The organism is Streptomyces sp. NPDC056361 (assembly GCF_042262805.1).
Taxonomy (GTDB): Bacteria; Actinomycetota; Actinomycetes; order Streptomycetales; family Streptomycetaceae; genus Streptomyces.
The window spans coordinates 13,107-30,700 of the sequence record NZ_JBHJQI010000101.1 but is presented as its reverse complement, the minus strand read 5'-3'; the positions used below and the strand labels follow the sequence as shown (position 1 = coordinate 30,700).

General features: G+C 74.1%; 14 protein-coding genes. 6 read left to right on the top strand and 8 right to left on the bottom strand.

All coding sequences use genetic code 11. The features are described 5' to 3' along the window. Positions 1-44 precede the first annotated feature (44 nt). The 3 genes from ACFCY7_RS27765 to ACFCY7_RS27755 are packed head-to-tail and all read right to left on the bottom strand — an operon-like array spanning position 45 to position 3,142. The gene (locus ACFCY7_RS27765; protein ID WP_376488790.1) at positions 45-722 is read right to left on the bottom strand and encodes a hypothetical protein; all 678 of its coding nucleotides are present in this window, start codon (positions 720-722) and stop codon (positions 45-47) included. 55 nt (positions 723-777) lie between these two features. Beyond that, positions 778-1,491 (bottom strand): TetR/AcrR family transcriptional regulator, encoded by a 714-nt coding sequence (locus ACFCY7_RS27760; protein ID WP_376488789.1) that lies wholly within the window; start codon positions 1,489-1,491, stop codon positions 778-780. Between the two features lie 34 nt (positions 1,492-1,525). Further along, positions 1,526-3,142: an FAD-dependent monooxygenase gene (locus ACFCY7_RS27755; protein ID WP_376488788.1), complete on the bottom strand. Its 1,617-nt coding sequence runs from the start codon at positions 3,140-3,142 to the stop codon at positions 1,526-1,528. A 263-nt stretch (positions 3,143-3,405) separates the two neighbouring features. Between ACFCY7_RS27755 and ACFCY7_RS27750 the strand changes: the two genes are divergently transcribed. Further along, positions 3,406-4,107: a beta-glucanase gene (locus ACFCY7_RS27750; RefSeq protein ID WP_376488793.1), complete on the top strand. Its 702-nt coding sequence runs from the start codon at positions 3,406-3,408 to the stop codon at positions 4,105-4,107. 112 nt (positions 4,108-4,219) lie between these two features. Further along, entirely contained in the window at positions 4,220-5,119 is a 900-nt protein-coding gene (locus tag ACFCY7_RS27745; protein ID WP_376488787.1) for a hypothetical protein, read from the top strand. Positions 5,120-5,143: 24 nt separating this feature from the next. Here the strand turns inward: ACFCY7_RS27745 and ACFCY7_RS27740 are convergent, their stop codons facing one another. Next, entirely contained in the window at positions 5,144-6,094 is a 951-nt protein-coding gene (locus ACFCY7_RS27740; protein WP_376488792.1) for an NADP-dependent oxidoreductase, read from the bottom strand. Between the two features lie 88 nt (positions 6,095-6,182). On the opposite strand from ACFCY7_RS27740, the gene ACFCY7_RS27735 reads away from it, so the two are divergent. Together ACFCY7_RS27735 and ACFCY7_RS27730 are read left to right on the top strand one after the other, a co-directional pair. Next, on the top strand, positions 6,183-7,166 hold the full coding sequence (locus ACFCY7_RS27735; RefSeq protein WP_376488786.1) for a GlxA family transcriptional regulator: 984 nt from the start codon (positions 6,183-6,185) through the stop codon (positions 7,164-7,166). Positions 7,167-7,253: 87 nt separating this feature from the next. Then, complete coding sequence (locus tag ACFCY7_RS27730; protein ID WP_376488785.1) at positions 7,254-8,174, top strand: adenosine kinase; 921 nt, start codon at positions 7,254-7,256, stop codon at positions 8,172-8,174. 89 nt (positions 8,175-8,263) lie between these two features. Here the strand turns inward: ACFCY7_RS27730 and ACFCY7_RS27725 are convergent, their stop codons facing one another. Genes ACFCY7_RS27725 through ACFCY7_RS27710 form a run of 4 tightly spaced genes read right to left on the bottom strand, consistent with a single transcriptional unit; the run spans position 8,264 to position 12,882 of the window. Then, positions 8,264-9,841 carry an amidohydrolase gene (locus ACFCY7_RS27725; protein ID WP_376488784.1) on the bottom strand — a complete coding sequence of 526 codons (1,578 nt, stop codon included), beginning with the start codon at positions 9,839-9,841 and terminating at the stop codon, positions 8,264-8,266. Positions 9,842-9,866: 25 nt separating this feature from the next. Then, positions 9,867-10,718 carry an ABC transporter ATP-binding protein gene (locus tag ACFCY7_RS27720; protein WP_376488783.1) on the bottom strand — a complete coding sequence of 284 codons (852 nt, stop codon included), beginning with the start codon at positions 10,716-10,718 and terminating at the stop codon, positions 9,867-9,869. After that, on the bottom strand, positions 10,715-11,827 hold the full coding sequence (locus ACFCY7_RS27715; protein WP_376488782.1) for a FecCD family ABC transporter permease: 1,113 nt from the start codon (positions 11,825-11,827) through the stop codon (positions 10,715-10,717). Before ACFCY7_RS27715 ends, ACFCY7_RS27720 begins: the two co-directional genes overlap by 4 nt. Then, positions 11,824-12,882 (bottom strand): FecCD family ABC transporter permease, encoded by a 1,059-nt coding sequence (locus ACFCY7_RS27710; RefSeq protein WP_376488781.1) that lies wholly within the window; start codon positions 12,880-12,882, stop codon positions 11,824-11,826. Before ACFCY7_RS27710 ends, ACFCY7_RS27715 begins: the two co-directional genes overlap by 4 nt. Before the next feature lie 262 nt (positions 12,883-13,144). On the opposite strand from ACFCY7_RS27710, the gene ACFCY7_RS27705 reads away from it, so the two are divergent. Further along, positions 13,145-14,872: an ABC transporter ATP-binding protein gene (locus ACFCY7_RS27705; RefSeq protein WP_376488780.1), complete on the top strand. Its 1,728-nt coding sequence runs from the start codon at positions 13,145-13,147 to the stop codon at positions 14,870-14,872. A gap of 182 nt (positions 14,873-15,054) precedes the next feature. Further along, positions 15,055-16,884: an ABC transporter ATP-binding protein gene (locus ACFCY7_RS27700; RefSeq protein WP_376488779.1), complete on the top strand. Its 1,830-nt coding sequence runs from the start codon at positions 15,055-15,057 to the stop codon at positions 16,882-16,884. Positions 16,885-17,594 lie beyond the last annotated feature (710 nt).

Sequence of the window (17,594 nt, the reverse complement as noted above, 5' to 3'; positions counted from 1 at the left end):
GGGATTCCCCGGGCCCGGCGGGCCGCCGCTTGCCGCCGGCCGGATCAGCCGACGAACTCCCGGTCCCCGTACCGCACTTCTGCCTGCTCCCAGTCCGCGCCGAGTTCGTCCGCGAAGGCACGGGCGAGCGGCAGGTCCGCGACCGGGGCGACGAGGACCAGCCGGCCGTCGAGGGTGACCGATCCGCCGCCGAGCCGTTCACGGGCCTCCGGGTCGGCGACGAGCGCCTCACGCAGGGCGCTCGCGGAGACGCCGGGGACCTCGATCTCCACGGCATCCGTCTCGGGCGACGTCCGGGGCAGGCAGCGGAAGGTGAGCACGGCCTCCTGCTCGTAGCGCTTGGCGATGACTCCGGCGATGTGGTGCAGCCCGTCGCGGCCCGCCCCGTTCACGTCGAACTCGCGCGAGCGCTCGTACGTGGCCTGCTGCAGTTCGCCGGACCAGAAGACCCCGTCCAGGAGCTCCGAGGAGCCGGGTCGCGCTCCGTGGGCCCGGATGATCGCGCGCACCTCGCGGCCGAATCGCACCAGGCGGGTGTCGAGTCGGGGGTCGTCGGGGTCCGTGATGATCGCGGTGTTGTCGGTGGCGAAGATCTCCGCCGCCGGGCAGTCCCGCGCGTCGGAGTGCGCGTACGTGCTCTGCGCGCCCGCGACCGACAGCATCAGGGCGGCCACGGTGGTGCTCAGGAGGCGGAGGCGCCGCCGGGCGATGACATGGTTCATGGCGTGATCAACGAGGCCGGGCGGCGACCGTTGCGCCGACGGTTCCCCGGATCGTTCAGGGGTGGAGGTGGGCGAGTCCGTGGACGAGGAGCCCGAGCCCGAACGCGAACTCCTCCTCCACGGGGACCGAGGTGAGGGTGCCGGCCGCCCGGTGGAGCGCGGGGTACGCGGCCGGATCGAGCTCGCGGTAGAAGGCGGCGAGCCGGGGGCCGTCGTCGGGGGCGGCGGCGGGGCCGTACTGCTGGGCGGTGAAGCCGATGACGTAGTGCGTGACGGCGGTGAAGGCCCGGGCGGCGAGGTCCGCCGGGAGGCCGAGGGCGAGGAGGGCGGCCAGGACCCGTTCGCGCTGGGCGAGTCCGTGGGGGCCGACGGGCACCTGTGCCATGAGCGGCGGCAGGACGTGGGGGTGGCGGCGCAGGGTGTCGTGGAAGCGGTGGGCCGTGACCGTGAGGGCCTCCCGCCAGTCGGCGCGCTCGGCGAGGTCGTCGAGGACGGTCTCGCCGAGGACGCGGTCGACGACGTACGCGAGGATCTCGTCCTTGCCCTCGAAGTGCCGGTAGAGGGTGGCCGTACCGGAGCCGAGGGCCTCGGCGAGCAGGCGCAGCGAGAACGCCTGGGTGCCGTGCTCGTCGACGAGGCGCAGGGCGACGCCGACGATGTGCGCGGTGTCGAGCGCGGGCCGGCCGCGCCGGCGCTCCGGCGCGGGAGCGGGCGCGGGGCGCGCGGCCCACCACGCGGGGCTGCCGGGGGGTGGTGGGGTGGCGGCCATGGGTGGAGGCTCTCTCTCGCGGTGCGGACACGCCCTAGCGGCGGCCCTCGGTGGTGCGCTGGACACCGTACCCGCCGGTGGCGCGCGGCCCGAAGGCGGTGGGGAGCCGCACGTCGCCGGCGTCGTCCACGGGGGCGACGGCGCCGAGGTGGCCGTCCGGGCGGACGATCAGGACGGTGTCCCCGGTGATGCCGTACGGGGTGAGCAGGGCCGCTTCTTCCGGTGTTCGGGGGGCGGTTCGGGCGAGGAGGGCGTGGCGGCGCAGCGGGGCGCCGGCGGTCGGCCACGGGAGGCGGTCCAGGGCGGCGGCGGCGCGGGCGCCGAAGGCGAGGGCGGTGAAGTGCGGGCCGCGGTACAGGTCGAAGAGGGTGCGCGCGGTGGGTGTGGGGTGGGGCAGCGGGGCGTCGGGGGCGCGGTCGCCGGGGCGGAGGGTCGTGGTGCGGGGTGCGTCGGCGGGGGCGAGCGGGCCGCCGAAGTAGGAGATGCCGAGCTGGTGTTCGTCCTGGCCCCGGGTGAGCCTGCCCGGACGGGGGCTGCGGAGGCCTTCGTACAGTTCGGTGGAGCGGCCGAGGACCTGGGCGGCGACGGGGCGGCGCTCGGCCTCGTAGCTGTCGAGGAGCGCGTCGTCGGCGCCGGCGAGCACCTGCTGGAGTTTCCACCCGAGGTTGTGGGCGTCCTGGACGCCGGTGTTGAGGCCCTGCGCGCCGGCGGGGGTGTGGACGTGGGCGGCGTCGCCGCACAGCAGGAGGCGGCGCTCGCGGTAGCGCGCGGCGAGGCGGATGTTGGGCCGGAAGACCGAGGACCAGCTGATGTCGCGCAGGGTGAGGGAGCCGCCGACGCGGCGGCGGAAGAGGGCGGCGAGGGCGCTGTCGGTGAGGTCCCGGGCGTCGGCGGCCTCGCCCGGTCGGGTCCTGATCATGATCTGGAAGCGGTCGCCGCCGGGCAGCGGGCAGGCCGCGACGCTGCGCCCCCGGGCGCGGGGCCAGACGTGCCAGTGGTCGCGGGTGAGGCCGTCGACGGCGCCGTCGACGAGGATCATCCGGTCGGCCTCGTCGGTGGTGCCCTCGAACGCGATGCCCGCCGCCTTCCGTACGGCGCTGGCGCCGCCGTCGGCGCCGACGACGTACCGGGCGGTGACCGATCGGCCGTCGGCCAGGCGTACCGCGCAGGAGTCGTCGTCCTGGGTGATCCCGACGGCCCGGGCGCCGAACTCGACGCGCACGCCGAGCCGTTCGACGGCTTCGCGGAGCAGGTCGGCGGTGGCGTACTGCGGGAGGAGGAGGACGTCCGGGTACGGGGTGCCCGCGCCTTCCGGAGCGGTGGCGTGCATCCGCCAGGTCGTGGTGAAGGGGCCGAAGCGGAGTCCCATCGGGGGGTACGCGCTCCCCGCCGCGAGGGCGGCGCCGGCCAGGCCGAGGTCGTCGAGGACTTCGAGGGTGCGCGGTTGGACGCCCTTGGCGCGCGAGCCTTCGAACCTCGCGGCGTCGCGCTCCAGGAGTCGGACCGCAACGCCGCGGCGGGCCAGGTCGAGGGTGAGGGCGAGGCCGACGGGTCCGGCGCCGACGACGATCACGTCGGTGTCGAAGCCGCTGCCCGTGTCGGCGTCGACGCCTGTGCCCGTGTGGGCGTGCGTGGTGGTCTTCTCGTTCATTCCGCTCCCCTCGTCGGCCCCCGGGGGCGGGGACCCAGTCGATTAACGGATACAGCGTATCCGAAAAAATGCCGGGTACCCCGTGGCGACTTCTCGCCAATCACGGACATCCACCCTGCACACGGTGGAAAGTGGGGCGGATCGCCCGCGGGCCGGCGGAAGCCCGCGCGAAAGGAGCGTGGCCCGTGCTGACCGACTTCTTCGACCGGATCCTGCGACGCGGCGGCGGTGGTGGTTCCGGGCCCGGCAGGACGGCACCCGCCCTGCCCCCGGGGGACCTCGTGCTCGACGCGGACTTCTCCTCCACCGACCAGTGGGTCGCCGGCCGCTCGTGGGCCTATCCCGACGGCGGCCCGACCAACCACGGCGACAACAAGCTCGACCACCTGGTGGAGGATCCCGCGTACAGCCGCACGGGCGTCTTCCGGGCGACCCGCCGTCCGGACGGCGACTGGGACGCGGGGCTCCTCACGACGGAGGGCAGCCGGGAGGGCTTCACGGTCCGCGCCGGCGACGTCCTGGAGGCGCGGGTGCGGCTGCCGGTGGAGACGGGGGCCTGGCCGGCGATCTGGACCTGGCTCGACGGCGGCCAGGAGGTCGACGTCTTCGAGTACCACCCCGACAACCCGGACCTCCTCGAACTCTCGAACCGGGTCAGGGGGCGCTACCACTTCTTCCGCGACCCGGCCGTCCGGCCGGGGGCGTGGGTCGACCTCAGGGTGGAGCTCGGCGCCCGCTCGGTCGTCTGGTGGGTCAACGGCGTGCGGGTCTTCGACGACCGCCGCGGGGTGGGGCGCGCCTGGCGGGCGCATCTGATCGTGAACCTGTCGGTCTGCGCGGGCCGCTACCACCCGGCACCCGACCCGGAGGCTCGGGAGATGTCGTACGAGGTGACGGAGCTGCGCGTGTACCGGGCACGTTCCCTCCCGGCACGCTCCGGGCGTGCGCTCCGGCGAACGGCGTAACGGCCCTTGGGCGGTCGTCACCATGATCCATAACCTGGCGCCCGGCGCGTGACCTCGCGCCTTTCGGACGGAGAAGGCGAGCGCCCCTGTGAGACTCCCCATGGTGCGATGTGTGGCCCGAATCGGCGCGGTGGCCGCGCTGTTGACGTCCGTCGCCGTCTCCCCGGCCGGTGCGGCCGGGGAGTGGCAGCGGGTCGGAGAGAACGCGCAGGGCGGTGTGAGCGGCATCGCGTACGAAGGGCCCGCCGAGGACGGCGCCGGGGTCCGGGTCCTCGTCGTGCACGACAACAAGCGGTCGGGCCGGCTTCGGCTCTCCCGGGTCACCCACGGGGAGGGCTCCGTGAGCGTCACCCCGCTCGCCTGGGACGGGCCCGAGCCCGGCGACCTGGAGGCGATCGACCCGATCCCCGGCGTGCCGGGCGAATACCTGGCGCTGACGGGGCGCGGGATCGTCTTCCGTCTGAAGGTCGGCGCCTCCACGGCGCAGGTCGTCGACTACACGCCGCTGCCCTCGATCGGCGAGGGCGACGACTTCGAGGGCTTCGCGCTCGTCGCCCGGGAGGGGCGCCTCGCGGCCCTGTGGGCGGACCGGGGCGACGGCCCCGGCCGCCCGGCCACGCTGTACGCGGCGTCCGTGACGTTCGCCGCGTGGGGACAGCCGCTGTTCGGCGCGGTGTCGCAGCAGACCTACCGGGCCTCGTACCCGGCCGACGACGGCACGCGGCACGTCTCCGACCTCGCGGTGACGGACTCCGGCCGGCTCCTCGTGAGCTCGGCGGCGGACGCCGGCGACGACGGCCCGTTCGACTCCGCCGTCAGCGACGCGGGCCGGGTGACCCTGTCGTCGGCGGGCCGGGTGCGGATCGCACTCGCGACGTCCCCGACCGTGCTCGGGACCTACCCCGGCTACAAGGTCGAGGCCGTGGAGTGCCTGCCGGACTCCGCGGACGCCCTGCTCGGCACCGACGACGAGAACGCCGGCGGATCCGTGCGGGCCGCGCCCTTCTGCTGAGCCCGGCGGCCCCGTCGGCAGAGGTCAGCCGCGGTCCTCCCCCGCCACGACGAGGACGATCTTGCCGGTCGTGCGGTCCGTCTCGCCGAGGGCGTGGGCCTTGGCGGCCTCGGCGAGCGGGAAGGCCGCCTCGACGTGGGCGCGCAGGGCGCCGGACTCCGCCAGGGCGGCGACGGCGTTCATGCCCGCGTGGTCGGCCTCGACGAGGAGGGTCTCGACGCGGACCCCCCGCGCGGCGGCCTTCGCCGGCTCGTCCGGGTCGGTGCCGGGGAGGAGCGAGACGAGGACGCCGCCGGGGCGCAGGACGTCGAGGGAGCGGGCGCGGGTGTCGCCGGACAGGGGGTCGAGGACCATGTCGACGTCCCGGACGACCTCGGCGAAGTCGGTGGTGCGGTAGTCGATCACCTCGTCCGCGCCGAGGGAGCGGACGAAGTCGTGCTTGGCGGCGCTCGCGGTGCCGATGACGTACGCGCCGCGCTCCTTGGCGATCTGGACGGCGAGGTGGCCGACCCCGCCGGCGGCGGCGTGGATCAGGACGCGCTGCCCGGGTGCGACCCGGGCCGTGTCGACGACGGCCTGGTAGGCGGTGAGGGCGGCGAGCGGGAGGGCGCCGGCCTGGACGTGGTCGATGCCGGCCGGCTTGTGGGCGAAGGCGCGGGCGGGGCCGGTCACGTACTCGGCGTGGGAGCCGACGCCGTACGGGTAGGGCAGCATCCCGAAGACCTCGTCGCCGGGCTTGAACACGGTCACGCCGTAGCCGACGGCCTCGACGACGCCGGAGACGTCCCAGCCGAGGACGAGGGGGAGGCGGTCGGCGAGGAAGAGGCCTTCGGAGCGGTGCTTCCAGTCGGTCGGGTTGACGCCTGCCGCGCGGACGGCGACGAGGATCTGGTTCAGGCCCGGCTCGGGCCGCGGCAGCACGGTCTCCGTGAGGACCTCGGGGGCTCCGTGGACGTCCTGGCTGATGGCGCGCATGGTGCGGTGATTCGTCATGCACACCAGCCTCACCGGGGGCCGGGCCGCGTACCATGGCATGAATGCCATCTTTCGAAGGGATTCTGCCATGAGCCGCCGGCCTCATCGTGTCGTCGTCCTCGCCATGGACGGCGTGTACCCCTTCGAGCTGGGCATCCCGAACCGGGTCTTCGGCACCCTCGGCGACCTCTACGAGGTGCTGACCTGCTCGGTGGACGGCGGGCCCGTCCGCACGAACGCCGACTTCTCGGTGACCGTCGAGCACGGGCCCGAGGTGCTGGCCGACGCCGACACGGTGGTGCTGCCGCCCTTCGACCTCGGCCTGCTCACCCGCGAACTGCCCTCCAGGGTCGCCGAAGCGCTCGCCCTCCTGCCGCCGCGGGCCCGCCTGGTGTCCATCTGCACCGGCGCGTTCGTCCTCGCCGCGGCCGGCCTGCTCAACGGCCGCCCCGCCACGACGCACTGGGCGCTCGCCGACACCTTCCGCTCCTGGTACCCGGAGATCGCCCTCGACGCGGACGTCCTCTTCGTCGACGACGACTCCGTGCTGACCTCCGCGGGCGCCGCGTCGGGCGTGGACGTCTGCCTCCATCTCGTACGCAAGGACCACGGCGTCGCCGTCGCCAACCGGGTGGCGCGGATGTGCGTCGTACCGCCGTGGCGGGACGGCGGGCAGGCGCAGTACATCGAGCAGCCCGTGCCCGAGGCCACGGCGAACGACACCTCCGCGACCCGGCAGTGGGCCCTGGAGAACCTGCACGGGCCGATCACCCTGACCGAGCTCGCCGCGCACGCCCGGATGAGTCTGCGCACCTTCGCCCGCCGGTTCGACGAGGAGGTCGGCATGAGCCCGGGCCGATGGCTGATCCAGCAGCGGGTGGCGCGGGCCCGGCACCTCCTGGAATCCACCGACCTGCCCGTGGACGACATCGCGGGGCAGGTCGGCTTCGGCACCGGCACCTCGCTGCGCCAGCACCTGCACGCCGCCATCGGCGTGACCCCGCTCGCCTACCGCCGCACCTTCCGGGGCGGGGCCATGGCGGCCACCGACACCCTGTCGACAACTTTCTGAAACTTGCGGAAACATCTTGCCGGGCCCGACTCCGGCTGTTTGACTCGCTTGCGACCAAAGGAAGTCGGCGCACCGAGGAGATAAGCGATGAGCAACGAGTACGACGTCCTCGTCCTCGGAGGGGCAGGCGTCGACACGATCGTGTACGTGCCCGAACTCCCCCTCCCGTACGCCGACAGCTACGCGATCCGGCCGGGCATCGAGACCCGCGCCGGGCAGACCGGGGACTTCGTGGCGCTCGGACTGAGCTCGCTCGGACTGCGGACGCACCACATCGACACGATCGGTGACGACGTCCCGGGCGATCTCGTCCGGGCGTTCCACCGCGACCACAGCATCGGGTTCACCGCGGTGCCCGGCGGCACGAAGCGGGCCGTCAACCTCGTGGGGCCCGACGGCCGGCGACTCTCGCTCTACGACGACAGCCGCTCGCGGGAGTCGGACCGGCTGCCCGAGGAGCTCGTCGGCCCGCTGGCCGCGGCGAGCCGGCACGCGCACGTCTCCCTCACCCACCCGTGCGCCTTCGCCCTCCCGCAGCTGCGCGAGGCGGGGCTCACGATCTCCACCGACCTGCACGACTGGGACGGCGAGAACCCCTACCACGAGCCGTTCGCCTACGGCGCCGACATCGTGTTCGTGTCCACCACCGCCCTCGCGGACCGGGAGAAGACCATGCACCGGATCCTGGAACGGGGGCGGGCCGAGGTCGTCGTCGCCACGGCGGGCGCCGAAGGCGCGTATCTGCTCAGCGCGGACGGGCTCGTCCACGTGCCGGCCGTGGAGCCCCGTGGGCCGGTCGTCGACTCCAACGGCGCGGGCGACGCCTTCGCCGCCGGATTCCTCTTCGGCCGCCTCACCGGCGAGCCCCTCGCCCGGTGCGCGCTCTACGGCTCCGTCGCGGGCGCCTTCGCCTGCACCGTGCCGGCCACCGGCAGCGACGCCATCGACCGCGCCGCGCTGCTCCGCGAGGTCGACGCGCTGATCGGCCGGGCGGACAGCGGGCGTTGACGGCCGCGCCCTCCGCCACACCGAGCCCTGGGCGGACGTCCGCCCGGCGCCCCGCCCTCGGTCACCACTTCCCGGTCACCACTTCCCGGTCACCTCTTACCGGTCTCCGCGCGGTGGCCGTCCACGAAGGTCGCCACCACCTCGATGTCGCCGATGCGCGAGGGGTCGACCCGGTGCGGATCGTCCCCGAGCACCACGAGGTCGGCGCGCTTGCCGGGGGTGAGGCTGCCCGCGCTGTCGTCCCAGTGGCAGGCATACGCGCCGGCAACGGTGTAGGCGCGGAGGGCCTCGTCGACGGTGACGGCCTCGTCGGGCCCGATCCGCCGGCCGGAGAGGGAGGTGCGCTCGACCATGAACTGGATCGCCCGCAGCGGCGAGCCGTCGGTCACCGGTCGGTCGGAGCTGCCGACGAGGGTGACGCCGTGGTCGAGGAAGCCCCGCCCCCGGTACATCCACGGCGCCCGCGTCCCACCCATGACGTCCGCGTAGTCGTCGCCGAAGTAGCGGAGGAAGTTGGGCTGGACCACGGCGCTGACCCCCAGCCGGGCGAAGCGCGGGAGCTGGTCGGGACGGATCAGGCCGGCGTGCTCGATGCGGTGCCGTGCGCCGGGACGGGCCTTGAGCGCCTGGGCGCGCTCCAGGGCGTCGAGCGCGAGGTCGGCGGCGCGGTCGCCGATGGCGTGGACGGCGAGCTGCCAGCCGGCGAGGTGGCCGTCCACGACGAGTTCCGTCAGCGCCTCGGGGTCGTCCTGGAGCTGCCCGGTGTGGGTGGTGCCCTCGTACGGGGTGGTGAGCGCGGCGGTGCGGGCCATCATGCCGCCGTCCGTATAGATCTTGAGGGCGCCCAGGGACAGCCAGTCGTCACCGAATCCGGTGCGCAGGCCGAGGTCGAGGGCGCGCGGGATGCGGTCGTCCACGTGGGCCCCGACGGGTCGCAGGGTGTCGCCGGCGGCCATGAGCTGGACTCGCAGGGGCAACCGGCCCCGGTCCCTCAGGAGTTGGTAGGCGCCGAGCTCCACGGGGCTGTGTCCGAGGAGGCCGCCGCCGATGCCCGCCTCGGCGCAGGCGGTGATGCCCTCGGCGAGGCAGGCGCGCCCGGCACGCTCGATCGCGTCGGCCAGCTCCTCCTGGGAGTAGGGCAGGCGGAGACGGCGTACGGCGGTCATCGCGCTCTCGGCCAGGAAGCCGTCCTGGTGCGGGACGCCGGGCGGCAGCAGGTCGAGCACGGCGCTGTTGACGACGCAGGCGTGGCCCGAGTCGTGCATGACGAAGACCTTGCGGCCGTGGCTGACCCGGTCGAGCTCGGCGGCGGTGAGGTGGCGCCCGAGGGCCCGCTGGTCGTATCCGGCGATGTCCACCCAGCCGCCGGGCGCGGCACCGGTCGCGGTGGCTTCGCCGACGGCGGCGAGCACGTCCTCGACGCGGGTGCACGGGGCGATGGTGGGCGTGCCGGCCTTGAGTCCGGCCCACGCCAGGTGCACGTGGCTGTCGATGAACCCGGGCAGCACGGTGGCGCCCTGGAGGTCGACGACCTCGCGGGCGGGCAGCGAGGTGACGGCCGCGTCGAGGCCGACGATCCGGCCCCGCCAGATGCCGAGGTCGTGGGCGACGGGGTGGTCGGGGTCCATGGTGAGGACGTGGGCGTTCGTCAGCCGCGTGCAGAGCATGGTCGGTCCGTCCGGTTCGTCGTCGTCAGGTGGTCGGGGCCGTCGCGGGGTCGGCGGGGTCGGGTGCGTACCGCCGGGGTGCCGCCGGCACCATCAGGGGTGTTCCCGTCTCCGGGTCGTCGATGATCCGGCAGGGCAGCCCGAACACGTCCTCGACCAGGTCGGCGGTCAGCACCGCCGACGGGTCGCCCTCGGCGGCGATGACGCCGCCGGGGCGCATCACGATCAGGTGGGTGGCGTAGCGGCAGGCCTGGTTGAGGTCGTGCAGGACCGCGACGACGGTGTGACCCTCCCGGGCGTGCAGCCGGGCGCACAGGTCGAGGACCTCGACCTGGTGCGCGATGTCGAGGAAGGTGGTCGGTTCGTCGAGGAGCAGGATCGGGGTCTGCTGGGCCAGGACCATCGACAGCCAGACGCGCTGGCGCTGGCCGCCCGACAGGTCGTCGACGGGGCGGTCGGCGAGTTCGAGGACGCCGGTCCGGCGCATCGCCTCGACGACGGCCGTCTCGTCGTCGGCGGACCACTGCCGCAGGAGGCCCTGGTGCGGGTACCGGCCGCGCGCCACGAGGTCGCCGACGGTGATGCCGCCGGGCGCGGTCGAGGACTGCGGGAGCAGTCCGAGCCGGCGGGCGACCTCGCGGGAGCGGTAGGAGGCGATGGCGGCGCCGTCGAGGTAGACCTGTCCGGTGCGGGGCTTGAGCATCCGGGCGAGGGCGGTGAGCAGGGTGGACTTGCCGCAGGCGTTCGGGCCGACGATCACCGTGAACGAGTGGTCGGGGATGTCGACGCCGAGGCCGCTCGCCACCGTCCGCCGGTCGTAGGAGAGGGTCAGGTTCTCGGCGCGCAGGCGGGGCGCCGGGGAGGTGGGTGCGGTCATGCGCGGCTCTTTCGCGACTCGGCGACGAGGAGACAGACGAGGTAGAGCCCGCCGACGCAGCCGGTCGCGGTGCCCACCGGGAGCAGCGCGGGGGCGAAGAGGCGCTGTACGGCGAGGTCGCTGCCGGCGAGCATGAGCGCGCCCATCAGGGCGGACGGCAGCAGGGCGGGCCCGGAGGAGCGGGTGAGCCTGCGGGCCACCTGGGGCGCGGCGAGGGCGACGAACCAGATGGGTCCCGTGACGGCGGTGGCGAACGCGGCCAACGCGACGCTGATGACGAGCAGGATCGTCCGGGTGCGCGGGACGTCGACGCCGAGGGCCGTGGCGGTGGCGTCGCCCATCTCGACCATGGCGAGGCGGCGGGAGAGGAAGAGCGCGAGGGGCAGCAGGACGGCGACGGCGAGGCCGATGGCCTGGGCGTGCGTCCACAGGCGGTTGCCGAGGCTGCCGATCAGCCAGGCCTGCGCCTCCAGGGCCTCCTGGAAGGTGGCCCGGGTGATCAGGTACGAGTTGACGGCGAGGAGCAGGGCACTGACGCCGATGCCGACGACGACCAGGCGGAATCCCTGGACGCCCCTGCCGAGCATGAGGAGGTGGACGGCGAGGGCGGTGGCGAGTCCGCCGATCAGGGCACCGACGGCGATCTGGGTCATGCTGCCGTGCAGGACGACGATGACGACGAGCGCGCCGACGGCCGAACCGTTGGTGAAGCCGATGATGTCGGGGCTGCCGAGCGGGTTGCCCGTGACGCTCTGCAGGATGGCGCCGCTCACGGCGAGGGCGGCGCCGACGCACAGCGCGGTCACGAGCCGTGGCATGCGCAGGGTGTTGACGACGAAGTCGGCGATGCCGGTGCCGTCGCCGGTGAGCGCCCGGGCGACCTCGGCCGCGGACAGGTCGAAGTCGCCGGTGGTCAGGGTGACGCCCATGACCGCGACGAGTGCGGAGAGGAGCGCGGCGGTGACGGCGACGGGACGGCCGCGCACGAGGAGGGAGAGGCTTCCCGAACGGGTGCGGACGGGGCGGCCGGTGACGACGCGGGGCCGGGCGGGGCGGGGTCCGGGCGGCGCTTCGGTCGCGGGGCGCTCCGGCCCCCGTACGGCGGTCACAGCATGACCAGCTTCCGGCGGCGGCACAGGGCGATGAACAGGGGGGCTCCGAGGAAGGCGGTGACGATGCCGACCTGCACCTCGCCGGGCGCGCCGAGCACCCGGCCGAGCACGTCGGCGCCGAGGAGGAGGACGGGCGCGAGGAGCATGGAGTAGGCGAACACCCAGCGCTGGTCGGGGCCGACGACGAAGCGGGCGACGTGCGGCACGGCGAGGCCCACGAACCCGATGGGCCCGGCGGCCGCGGTGGCGGCGCCGCACAGCAGCATCACGGCGGCGGCGCCCAGGGCGCGGGTCCTCCCGACGTTCACGCCGAGGGCGCGCCCCATCTGGTCGCCCATGGCCAGGGCGTTGAGCGAAGGGGCGAGGACGAGGGCGAGGAGCAGGCCGGTGCCGATGAACGGCAGGGCCATGAGCACGATGTCGTGGGAACGGCCCGCGAGGGAGCCCACCGTCCAGAAGCGGAACTGGTCGAAGGCCCGCGGGTTCAGCAGCAGGACCGCCCAGTTGAAGGCGTAGAGCACCGCCGTGACGGCGGCGCCCGCGACGACGAGCCGTTCGGGCGAGGCGAGCTTCCGGCCCGAGGAGCCGAGCAGGTACACGCCGAGCGAGGCGGCGGCCGCGCCGGCGAGGGCGAACCAGACGTAGCCGAGGGGTGCCGCGATCCCGAAGAACGCGATGGCCACCACGACTCCGGCCGAGGCGCCCAGGTTGACGCCGAGCATGCCGGGGTCGGCGAGCGGATTGCGCGTCAGGGCCTGCATCAGGGCGCCGGAGAGGCCGAGCGCGGTGCCGACCAGGGCTCCGAGGATCGTCCGGGGGATGCGGTAGTCGTGGATGATCACCGACGTCTCCGACCCGTCGGGGTTCCACAGGACGTTCCAGGTGGCGGTGAAGGGGATGCCCCTGGTGCCGACCCACACGCTGAGGAGGCCGACGAGGAGCAGCGCCCCGGCGGCCGTGACGAGGCCGAGGCTCCGGAGCGCCGGCCCGGTGCGGCCCCCGCGGGGAGGCGCGGGCCGCCCGGGCCGGCCGTCGTCGTGCGGTCCTGACACCACCCGGGGTGCACGGGATTGGACGGACAACGACAGCTCCCCTGCAGGCAGTTGCGGTGCGTAGTGCGATCCGCCCCACACGAACTGACGGGTCGATACTTAGGTGAGGCTAACCGAACTCGATCGACCGGTCAACGCAGCCGCACGGGTCCCACCGAGGGCACGCGGAAGCCCTCTCGAACCACTCCTCGACCCCACCTCCAGACCCCCAAGTGAGAGTAGGCTTACCTAACTTGCCGCTACCTCTCCGTGGAGGATGAAGATGCCAACGGGCGCACCCACAGGAGGAGTCGTCCTCCGACGGGCGATCAGAGGGCAACGCGGCCGCGTCATCGCCGCCTCCCTGCTCGGCATGACCCACCAGGGCTGCGAGGCACTGGTCCCGGTGGTCGTCGGCATCGTCATCGACTCGGCGGTGGCGACCGGCTCCTCCGCCACGCTCCTGCGCTGGCTGCTCGTCCTCGCGATCCTCTTCCTCGCCCTCTCCACCTGCTACCGGACGAGCGCCCGGATCACCGAAGGCACCGGCGAACTCGCCGCCCACCGGCTCCGCATGGAACTGGCCGCCCGCGTGCTCGACCCGCGGGGCGGCGCCGACGCGAACCGGCTGCCCGGCGCCCTCACCAGCATCGCCACCGACGACGCCCGGCGGGTGGGCTCGGTCGCGACCGTCCTCTCGTACGGCGTGTCGGCCGTCGCCGCCCTCGTGATCAGCGCCGTCGCGCTGCTGCGGATCTCCGTACCCCTCGGCCTCCTCGTGCTGCTCGGCATTCCGCCGCTGCTCTGGCTCGGCCACCTCATCAGCCGGCCCCTCGAACGGCGCAGCGAGACCGAACAGGAGCGCGCCGCCCACGCCTCGGGCGTCGCCGCCGACCTCGTCGCCGGCCTGCGCGTCCTCAAGGGCATGGGCGCGGAGTCCGCGGCCGTCGCCCGCTACCGCACCACGAGCCGGGAGTCGCTGGCGGCCGCCCTGCGCGCGGCCCGCAGCCGGGCCGGCCACGAGGGCGCGATCCTCGCGCTCACCGGCGTGTTCATCGCCGTGATCGGCCTCGTCGGCGCCTACCTCGCCATGGACGGCCGGATCAGCGTCGGCGACCTGGTGGCGGCCGTGGGCCTGGCCCAGTTTCTCCTCGGCCCCTTCCAACTCCTCACCTACGTCAACGCCGAACTCGCCCAGGGGCGGGCATCGGCCCGGCGGATCGCCGAGGTCCTCGCCTCACCCGTCGCCGTCGAGGGCGGGCGGGCCGCGCCCGCCGACCCGCCCCCGGGTCACCTGGCCCTGCGCGGGGTGACGTTCGGCGCGCTGCGGGGCGTGGACCTCGACCTGCCCGCCGGCAGCCTGACCGGGGTCGTCACCGCCGATCCCGCCGTCGCCGCCGACCTGCTGCTCTGCCTGGCCCGGGAACGGGACCCCGCCGCGGGCACGGTCGAACTCGACGGCATGGCACTGACCGGACTCGACCCCGACGCGCTGCGCCGGGCGGTCCTGGTCGCCCACCACGACGCGGACCTGTTCGAGAGCACGCTCCTGGAGAACGTCCGGGCCGGAGCCGACGCCGACACGACCGCCGCCGACACGACCGCCGTCGACACGACCGCCGTCGACCGCGCCCTGACGGCCTCGGCCGCCGACGACGTGGCCCGGCTGCTCCCCGACGGCGCGGCCACCGTCCTCGCCGAACGCGGCCGGTCCCTCTCCGGCGGCCAGCGGCAGCGCGTGGCCCTCGCCCGGGCCCTCGCCGCCGACCGTCCCGTCCTCGTCCTGCACGATCCGACCACCGCCGTCGACACCGTCACCGAATCACGGATCGCGAGCCGGCTGCGCGCCTTGCGCCGGGACCGCACCACCATCCTCGTCACCACCAGCCCCGCCCTCCTGGCCGTGACCGACCGGGTCGTGGTCCTCGACGACGGGACCGTACGGACCGACGGCCCCCACGGCGAACTCCTCGCCGCCGACGCGGCCTACCGGGCCACGGTGCTCGCATGAAGCCCGCGGACACGGACGAGGGCCGACGGACGACGGCCACGGAGACGGGGACGGGGACTGGGACGGGGACGGAGTCAAAGCCGAGGACCGAGACGGAGACGAAGACGGACACGGACACGGACACGGGCACGGGCACGGGCACGGATACGGGCACGCAGACGGACACCGAGACGGAAGTGACCATGAGCGACAGCACTCAGGACCGTGCGCTCCTGCCGACCGCCACGGGCGCCGAGTCACGGGCGGCCCTGCGGACGATGCTGCACGGTCACCGGCTCCTCGCCGCCGGCGCGTTCGCCGTCCTGGTCGCCGGGACGGGCATCGGCCTGCTCACCGCGCCGCTCCTCGGGCACATCGTCGACCTGGTGGTGGAGCGGCGGGGAGCGGCGGCCCTCACGACGCCGCTCGTGCTGCTCATCGCCGTCGCGGTGGTCAGGGGCGCGGCCGCCGCCCTCGGCGGCACCCTCGTCGCCCGGCTCGGCGAGACCGTACTCGCCGCCCTGCGCGAGCAGTTCGTCGAGCGGGCGCTGCGGCTCCCGCTGGAGCGCGTCGAGGCGGCCGGCTCCGGCGACCTCGTCTCACGGGTGACGAGTGACGTGACCGTGATCGCGAGGTCGGTGCGCCAGGCGCTGCCCGAGTTCAGCCGCTCCGCGCTCACCATCGTGCTCACCTTCGCCGGACTCGCCGTCCTCGACTGGCGGTTCCTCCTCGCGGCGCTGCTCGCGGCGCCGGTCCAGGCGGCCTCCGTCCGCTGGTACCTGCGCCGCTCCGCTCCCGTGTACGGGGCGCACCGCGTCGCCACCGGCGCGTTGCAGCACCAGCTGCTCGACAGCGTCGGCGGGGTGCGTACCGTCCGCGCGTTCCGGCTCGGCACCCCCCACACCGGCCTCCTGGAGCGCCGGTCGGAGGCCGCGCGCGACCTCGGCCTGCGGGGCATCCACATCGTCACCGGGTTCTTCTCGCGCCTGAACCTGGCGGAGTTCATCGGTCTCGCCGCGATGCTCGCCACCGGATTCGTCCTGGTCGACCACGGCTCGGTCAGCATCGGTACGGCCACGGCGGCCGCGCTCTACTTCCACAGCCTCTTCAACCCGGTCAACGCGACCCTGTACCTCCTCGACGACGCGCAGTCCGCGGGCGCGAGCTTCGCCCGGCTGGTCGGCGTGTCCGCCCTGCCCGCCGAGCGCGCGCCGCACGGGTCCGACGCCCCCGCCGACGGCTCGGTCGGGGTGACCGGGGTCAGCCACGCGTACGGCACCGGGGAGCCGGTCCTGCACGAGGTCGACCTGCTGGTGGGCGCCGGGGAGCGGGTGGCGCTGGTCGGCGCCAGCGGGGCGGGCAAGACCACGCTGGCCAAGGTGATCGCCGGGGTGCACGAGCCGACGGCCGGTTCGATCACGCTCGGCGGCGTCGACATCGGCAAGCTGGGCCCGGCCGGGGTCCGCCGCACGGTCGGCCTCATCAGCCAGGAGGTCCACGTGTTCGCCGGACCCCTCGCCGAGGACCTGCGCCTCGCCAGGCCGGACGCCGACGAGGAGGCGCTGCGCGCAGCCCTCGACCGGGTGGGCGCCCTGGAGTGGGCGGAGGCGCTGCCCGACGGCCTCGCCACCGTCGTCGGCGAGGGCGGACACCGACTGACCGTGACCCAGGCGCAGCACCTCGCGCTGGCCCGCCTCGTCCTCGCCGACCCGCCCGTCGCCATCCTCGACGAAGCGACCGCCGACGCGGGCAGCGCCGGCGCCCGGGTCCTCGAACAGGCGGCCGCACGCGCCCTTGAGGGCCGTACGGCACTGGTGGTCGCCCACCGCCTCCCCCAGGCAGCGACCGCCGACCGCGTCGTCGTCCTGGACCGGGGCCGGGTCGTCGAGACCGGCACCCACGCGGAGCTGGTGGCGGCCGGCGGGCGGTACGCCGGTCTGTGGGCCGCCTGGTCGGACAGCCGCCGGGAACCCCCGGAGAGCATTCCGCGACCGGCCATGGAACCGAGCGCGCCGGTGCCGCCGGCCCGCTAGGGGGTGTCTTGCCGATCAGGCCGCGCTGATCGGTTCCACGGTGCTCTGGTTTGCGTTCGTGCTTCACGGTCCGAGAGGCCGAGGCGGAACATGGCGTGGCTGATTCAGGCAGCCGGAGTAGTCGCCGCCCTGATCGCGGGTTTCACCATCTCCTGGTTTCCCCACGCTGATATCCGGGGCCTCCGGCCGGCCGACCTCGTCGGGCCGCCGTAGCCGGCGAGGGGGCCTGGCGGCCGCCGGTCGAGGTCGTCATCGGGTCCGGATCTCCCCGCGGGAATCCCCTCTACGGGCAGCTTCGCCGTTCCGTGGATCCGCCCAGCCCGGCGATACGGCCCGGAGGGGGCGGCCGCCAAGCGGGGAGTACCTCAAGTAAACCTCAAATCAGAAAAATGTGATGCGGGTCACACCGGCGAGAAAGGCGTGGCATACACCGGTTTGCCGGACGCTTATGTCCACCCATTTCGGAGATTCCGGCAACCTGACCCCCCGTTCAATTACCTTTCGGGTTGACTCAAGTCCGCCCTAGGCAGAGCATTTACGAGATCGATCGCCGGTTTGCCTGTCGCTGACCACGAGAGGCAGAAGCGACCCTTAGCCGTGGGGGCGGGTACGCACCGGCTTTGCAACAGGAAAAACGATCCAAAAGTTTGTTAAAGCGTTCGTCCGGGGGAAAAGTGACGCCGTTTTCACACTTCTTAGCGCCGTGCTCC